Genomic DNA, 6759 nt, shown 5'->3' with positions numbered 1-6759 from the left:
GATGCGGACGGCGCCGCCAGATCATCGTCAGCGACGCCGTCCGCATCTCACCGGGCCATGTCAGTTCGGTGAGATCACCACGCGCCAGCGCGTCGCTGACCGCGAGACGTGGAACGAGGCCCAGCCCCGAGCCGGCAGCCACCAGCCGCGCAATGGCGCCGATGCTGCCGACTTCGGCGGCGAGTTCCGGCGCGCCGATGCCCGCTTCGGCAAAGGCGATATCGAACATGTGTCGATAGATGCATCCAGGCTCCGTTGCCACGAAACGCTTGGCCGCCAGGGCAGCCAGGTCGCGCGGAACCATGCTCTGCCCCGGTGCGGCGACAAGCGCCAGCGGTTCGGCCGCTATCGTGCGCCTGGCGAAGCGTTGATCGGCGCCGCCGTTCGAAAGGTCGCGGCGATCGAAACAGAACGCGACATCGATGTCGCCCTCCTCCAGCTGGCGCAGCAGCGTGCCGCTGTCGGCCACCTTCATCCGCACGGTGATATCGGGATGACTGGCCTGGAATCCCGGCAGCCAGGGCGCCAGCCGGGCCGAGGCGATCGTCTCGAGCGCGCCGACGGTCAGCACGCCCCTTGTCTGCCCAGATGCCGCCTGAACTGCTGCCCGTGCCTCACCGTCGAGCCGCAGCAATTCTTCGGCGATGGGCTTCAGCGCCAGCCCCGCCGGCGTCAGTTCCAGGCCTGATTTCGGGCGCGTGAACAAGGCAGTGCCAAGTTCGGCCTCCAGCGACTGGATCTGGTCGCTGACACTCGATTGGGCGAGATGAACCGCCTCGGCGGCGCGGGTGATGTTGCGGCTGCGCGCCACCGCGAGGAAGGTCCTGAGCAGTCTTGGATGCATCGTCTGGCCGAAATCGTCCGATCTACTGCAGCTGCGGTTTCTTCAGGAAACTGCCGCGGTCGGCGGACTTGACGCGCAGCCAGGTTTCGCGGCCGTCGCGCACCACCCGCATCGGAATTTCGGCGCCCGCCGAGCCGCTTTCCCACAGCTTGCGATAGAAATCGGCGAGCCCGTCGACGGCGCCGTCGCGCACCTCGGAGATGACGTCGCCTTCGCGCAGGCCGGCCTTGGCCGCCGGGCCACCATCGGTCACGCTCATCACCACCACCTTGCCGTCGCTTTCGGCCGACAGCGCGCCGAGCCACGGGCGCGGCGGCTTGGCCACCTGGCCCCGCGTCAGCAGATCGTCGAGGATCGGCGGCAAGAGGTCGATCGGCACCACCATGTTGATATCGGCAACCTCGCCCGCGCGGCTCATCTGCAGGCGCAGCGAGCCGATGCCGAGCAGCGCGCCATCGGCGCTGAACAAGGGCGCGCCGCCCCAGGACGGATGCGCCGGCGCGATGAAGATCGCCTCGTCGAGCAGATACTCCCAGTAGCCGGCGAATTCCTGCTTGGTGACGATCTTGGCCTCGACCGCCCGGCCGATGCCGTCGGCAAGCACCACTGCGTCGCCGATCCTGGCCTTGCCGGCATCGCCCAGCGCCACCGCCGGCAGACCGGTCGGCGCCAGCGCCTGGACGAGGCCGAAGCCCGATTCCTGGTCGTAGGCCAGCGCGTGCGCGGGGATGACGCGGCCGTCATGCGCGGTCAGCCAGACCTCGTCGGCCTCGGTGATGAGATAGCCGATGGTCAGCACCAGCCCGTCATCCCTGATGACGACGCCGCTGCCTTCCCTGAGCGTGCCGAGGGCGCCGGCGGTGAAGGCATCGTCGGGAACGGTCGCCCGCACGGCAACGACGGAGCGCGGATTGGGATTGATGGTCATGCTATCCATTTCCTGTAGGTAATATCTATATAGGTATGCCATGCCAAAGAGGGTGCAAGGGCCGACGACAAAGACCGTCTTTTAGGCTGGCGCCGCCCCTCATCCGCCTGCCGGCACCTTCTCCCCGTATAGTGACGGGGAGAAGAATGCTGTCGCGACCCCTCGGCGCCCTTCTTGCGACTCAGACAATTGGCGAAATCGCCGATGACAGCCGCTTTCTCCCCGTCACTATACGGGGGGAAATGTCCGGCAGGACAATGAGGGGCGGCGCTGACATTGACAATAGTTCAACACAAGTTGAACTTCCTTCTCCGCAGCCCTAGCTATGGGTGACCTGCCCATCCTTCCCACGATACGAGAGCCGACATGACCGAATACACCCCGCCGAAAGTTTGGACCTGGAACAAAGCCAATGGTGGCACCTTTGCCAGCATCAACCGCCCGATCGCCGGTCCGACGCATGACAAGGATTTGCCCGTCGGCAAGCATCCGCTGCAGCTTTATTCGCTGGCGACGCCGAACGGCGTCAAGGTGACGGTGATGCTGGAAGAGCTCCTGGCGCTTGGCCACAAGGGCGCCGAATACGACGCATGGCTGATCCGCATCAACGATGGCGACCAGTTCGGCAGCGGCTTTGTCGAGGTCAATCCCAATTCCAAGATTCCCGCGCTGATGGACCACAGCGGCAAGACGCCGGTGCGCGTTTTCGAATCCGGCTCGATCCTGGTCTATCTCGCCGAAAAGTTCGGTCCGTTCCTGCCGGCCGAACAGCCGGCCCGCGCCGAAGTCCTGTCCTGGTTGTTCTGGCAGATGGGCTCGGCCCCCTATCTCGGTGGCGGGTTCGGCCATTTCTATGCCTATGCGCCGGAAAAGTTCGAATATGCCATCGACCGTTTCTCGATGGAGGTGAAGCGTCAGATGGACGTTCTCGATCGCCGGCTGGCCGAGACCGAATATCTCGGCGGCAAGGATTACACCATCGCCGACATGGCGGTCTGGCCCTGGTATGGTGGGCTGGCGCTCGGCAGGATGTATAATGATTCCGGGGAGTTCCTGTCGGTGCAGGACTACAAGAACGTGCAGCGCTGGGCGAAAGCGATCGATGAACGCCCCGCGGTAAAGCGCGGCCGCATGGTCAACCGCGCGTTCGGCGAACCGGCCATGCAGTTGCACGAGCGCCATGATGCCAGCGACTTCGACACCAGGACGCAGGACAATCTGGCCGCCGAGTAGATTTCAGGGTAGCTGTGCCCGACGCAAAAAAGCCCATCACCGAGTTAAATCGGTGATGGGCTTTTTGCCTGATGCGTGAGACGGATCAGTGAAGAACTTCAACGATCTGACGGGTGTCGGGGTCCACCAGCACGGTCTGATCGTTGATCACCGCGACGCGGTACTTGACGTTGGGAACTTCACGCAGTTCGACCTTGTCCGGCACGGACGAGCCGAGCTTGAGTTCGACGCCCAGAAGGTTCACCGACGCCAGCGGCTCCTTCTTGATGTATTCGCGAACGACCGTTTCCTGTTCCGGCTGGACCACGATGGTGTCCGCCAAAGCCGCGCCGACGCCGCCCAGCAGGACGATGGCAGCCGCGGCACTCGTGAGATAATGTTTCATGATAACCTCCATGATTGGTAATTGCTCCGCCTCAAGCAAAAACTCTCACGCAACTCGGAGGTTCCATCCCTATATGTGAAATGAATGTGGCATTCGACCAACAACATGCCACAATTTGTTAGACATTTAAGCGAAGCTATCAGCGCTGATATGCTTCGCAGCCCAAAAAAAATTCTTCGATTTTCTGGAATGGCAAGACGTAAACGCTTTGCAAAGGCAAAGCAATGGCACCACCCCACCTTAGTAACAGCTAACGCATGGCGAGGGGTGTCGTTCCCATGCTTACCTCGCCTTCGAAAAAGGCCCACCCTGCCGGGAGCAGAGCGGGCCTTCAACGGACCGGTGGAGGTGGCGCCTCGCCGGCCACGGCAGGAAAACGCACGCATCGCAGCTTCGTTCCACCTTGGCCGCCGCGATTTGGCAGGGGTGGACAACGCTCGACAAACCGGTCAGCAAAGCCTCCAGATATCCTCCTGGCGAAGGGATGCGCTGCGGGGAGCGTCGTCCTGGCCGGAGCCAGGCCTCTTCGTTAGAACCGAACGCCGTCCCGATGTAGCGGCGGCACCTGGCTGACTCCGTCCTGGCTTGTCACGGCGTCCTGTGCGCGCCTGTAGACAAGCCCCAGGACGAGCACGAAGTAGCCGACCTGCAGGACAACCAGAACCATCACTGTCCAGGCAAGCGCCTCCCAGAAGGAGCCGGTAGCCATATAGGTCCAGACCGCGACAAGCGTCGTGGTCGCCGACATGCCGACGAGAAATGGCCCAAAATACATCGCCCTTCAAGATCGCCGAACCGTCCCAGACCCGGCGACTCCCTGCCCAAACTCCGCACCCGCGCACAGGCTTTCATTATTTTAGCAACTACGCAAGTACGAGGTGTCCGGCTGGTCATCCACCTAGAAATTTGTTGCGCGCCGGTGCTGGCAGGAGCAGTTTGATGCTCACGGACCGGGGTAATCGGGAAAAAGAAGTCCGGTGGGGGATGGGGGAATGACACTCAAATTGATCGGGGCCGGTTTCGGCCGCACCGGCACATGGTCGACCTTTGCCGCGCTGAACAAGCTTGGCCTGCCCTGCTACCACATGCAGGAAGTGATCATGAACAAGGCCAACACCGGCCACCTCGATTTCTGGCGCAAGGTGGCCAACAGCCCTCCCGGTTCGCAGCAGGATTGGGACAAGGTGTTCGCCAACTACACCGCCACGGTCGACAATCCCGGCTGCTGCGTGTGGCGCGAACTGATGGTGGCCTACCCCGACGCAAAGGTGCTGCTGACATTGCACCCACGCGGCGCCGAGGCATGGTACGAAAGCACGATCGACACGATCTACTTCACCGAGAACCTGTGGCAGTTCAAGATCCTGGAATGGCTCACCCCGTTCGGCCGCAAGTTCGGCGACATGTCGCGCAAGCTCATCTGGGGCCGCACGCTGGCCGGCGTCATGGGCGACCGCGACAAGGCGGTGGCCCGCTACAACGCCTATGTCGACGAGGTTAAGGCGGCCGTGCCGCCGGAAAAGCTGCTGGTGTTCAAGGTCAGCGAAGGCTGGGGCCCGCTCTGCCATTTCCTCGACGTGGCGCAGCCGAACGAGCCCTTCCCCAACCTGAACGACCGCGAAACGATCAAGAAGATAATTCGCGACATCATCAAGGGCTCCTACATCATGCTGGGACTGACGGTAGCCGCCATCACGGCGGTGATCGCGGCATTGTGGTGGTGGCTGGGGTAACGGCAAGCCCAGGCGCGCCTGCCTGCATCGAGCAGGTCGAGTTTTTCGCTGCCGAAACAAACGACCTCAACGACCGCCGGCTTTCGGTCCGGCACTGATTGCCAACGGCTCTCGCGGCAATTTTGCGCTTGCCTTTCCTGGCGGGCGGTCGCCGGTCGATGGCTGTCGGAACAGGCTTTTGCCCCTTCTCGAGCTGACGTCGAGACAGGATCATTATATATCAATTGGATAAAACAGCGGAACGTCCAATGGACATTGCCGGAACCGAACAAGGCCCCCCGGACCTTTGCGCGTACCACCCAAGACCTTGGTCCTACAAGGAAGACCGCACGGTTCGATTCACGGCGCGGTAACACGCCGTGGCCGTCACTTCAGAGGCGTCAGCACCTTGCTCCGGCGATAAACCGTCCGCCCTCGGCTTGCCGGGCCAATGCTGCAAAGGCGAAGAGGTTGTTCTCTCGTCGACGCCCGTCGGGTGGTTGGCCGACCATGCCCGGTCAGGATGCCGGACCTTGCAACCTTTGCCTATTCCGCTTTCGCGGAAGTTTCAGCCGTCATGCAATGTGCGATGATGTTATTGCGGCGGTACGAGCCGCCCTGGCTGGCGCGGGCGCCGAGCACACCCCAACAATGCGCCCCCCCGTCCGTGTCGGCCAGGCGCTCGGCGCGTTCAGCATTCCGATTGCGTGGGCGCGACATCTCCACTCACTCCGGCGCACCCGCAAACAGCACGACGCCGTCGCCCCCGGTGGCCGGCCAATCCCTGATTGTGCGGTCGTAGCCGCCGGTCAGCACCGTGCCGTCGGCGGCGAAGGCCACCGCGTAGATCGGCCCGGTCTGGCTGTCGAACATGGCGATCTGGTTGCCGCTCTCGATGTCCCACAGCCTTGCGGTGCCGTCGAGCGAGGCCGACAGCAGGCGCTTGCCGTCCGCCGACAACGCCAGTGCGTAGACCGTACCCTCGTGGCCCTCGAAGCGCTTCACCTCGCGGCCGCTGTCGAGATCCCAGACCTTGATCGTCAGGTCGCCGCTGCCGGTGATCAGGTGATGCCCGTCGGCTGTGAACACGGCGCCATAAGTGCCTTGCTCATGGCCGTGCCAGCTGCGCAGCTGCTTGCCGCTTTCGATGTCCCAGAGTTTCAGCGTCCCGTCGATGCTGCCCGACAGGGCCTGCCTGCCATCGGGCGAGACTACGACCGCGCTGATCGACCACTCATGGCCGGTCAGCACATGCTGCGCGGAGCCGTTGACGAGGTCCCAGATGATGACGTTGCCGGTGTCGTGCCCGCTGACGGCGTGCTTGCCGTCCGGGCTGATCGCCAGCTTGTTGACGCCGCCGTTCTGGCCGGATTGGAAGACGTGCAGGACCGCGCCGTCGGCGAGTTTTCGCTGCACGATCTCGCCGTCGTCCCCGGCCGTCAGGGCGCTGATGCCGTCGGGCATGTAGAGCGCGGTGCGCGCCATGTCCTTGTGCACGCCGAGATTGCGGATCAGGTGCTTGCCGCCGATATCCCAGAGCTTGATCGCGCGGTCGGTGCTGGCGCTCATGATCGAACGCCCGTCCGGCGCTACGGCCAGCCAGACGACGGCATCACGATGGCCTTCGGGCAGTGTGGGCAGCGGCGGTGGCGCCGGC

General features: G+C 63.4%; 7 protein-coding genes. 2 read left to right on the top strand and 5 right to left on the bottom strand.

Features of this window, described 5'->3' with window-relative positions; all coding sequences use genetic code 11:
* Together EOA36_RS22550 and EOA36_RS22545 are read right to left on the bottom strand one after the other, a co-directional pair.
* The coding region (locus EOA36_RS22550; RefSeq protein ID WP_145969260.1) for a LysR family transcriptional regulator at nucleotides 1-844 on the bottom strand (844 nt) is incomplete at its 3' end.
* Between the two features lie 22 nt (nucleotides 845-866).
* Entirely contained in the window at nucleotides 867-1772 is a 906-nt protein-coding gene (locus EOA36_RS22545; protein WP_127279489.1) for a S1C family serine protease, read from the bottom strand.
* Nucleotides 1773-2138: 366 nt separating this feature from the next.
* On the opposite strand from EOA36_RS22545, the gene yghU reads away from it, so the two are divergent.
* Complete coding sequence (gene yghU, locus EOA36_RS22540) at nucleotides 2139-3005, top strand: glutathione-dependent disulfide-bond oxidoreductase (protein WP_127279488.1); 867 nt, start codon at nucleotides 2139-2141, stop codon at nucleotides 3003-3005.
* Between the two features lie 85 nt (nucleotides 3006-3090).
* Here yghU and EOA36_RS22535 read toward each other — a convergent pair whose 3' ends face one another.
* Entirely contained in the window at nucleotides 3091-3390 is a 300-nt protein-coding gene (locus tag EOA36_RS22535) for a DUF1236 domain-containing protein (RefSeq protein ID WP_015316855.1), read from the bottom strand.
* Between the two features lie 529 nt (nucleotides 3391-3919).
* Nucleotides 3920-4165 (bottom strand): exopolysaccharide production repressor protein, encoded by a 246-nt coding sequence (locus tag EOA36_RS22530; protein WP_127279487.1) that lies wholly within the window; start codon nucleotides 4163-4165, stop codon nucleotides 3920-3922.
* A gap of 217 nt (nucleotides 4166-4382) precedes the next feature.
* Between EOA36_RS22530 and EOA36_RS22525 the strand changes: the two genes are divergently transcribed.
* Nucleotides 4383-5123, top strand: a complete 741-nt coding sequence (locus EOA36_RS22525; protein ID WP_127279486.1) for a sulfotransferase family protein — start codon at nucleotides 4383-4385, stop codon at nucleotides 5121-5123.
* Nucleotides 5124-5828: 705 nt separating this feature from the next.
* Here EOA36_RS22525 and EOA36_RS22520 read toward each other — a convergent pair.
* On the bottom strand, nucleotides 5829-6759 hold a 931-nt coding region (locus EOA36_RS22520), incomplete at its 5' end, for a WD40 repeat domain-containing protein (protein WP_145969259.1).

This window comes from Mesorhizobium sp. M8A.F.Ca.ET.021.01.1.1 (assembly GCF_003998025.1).
Classification (GTDB): domain Bacteria; phylum Pseudomonadota; class Alphaproteobacteria; order Rhizobiales; family Rhizobiaceae; genus Mesorhizobium.
The sequence above is the reverse complement of the archived record's forward strand: the minus strand, read 5'-3'. Positions and strand labels throughout refer to the sequence as shown.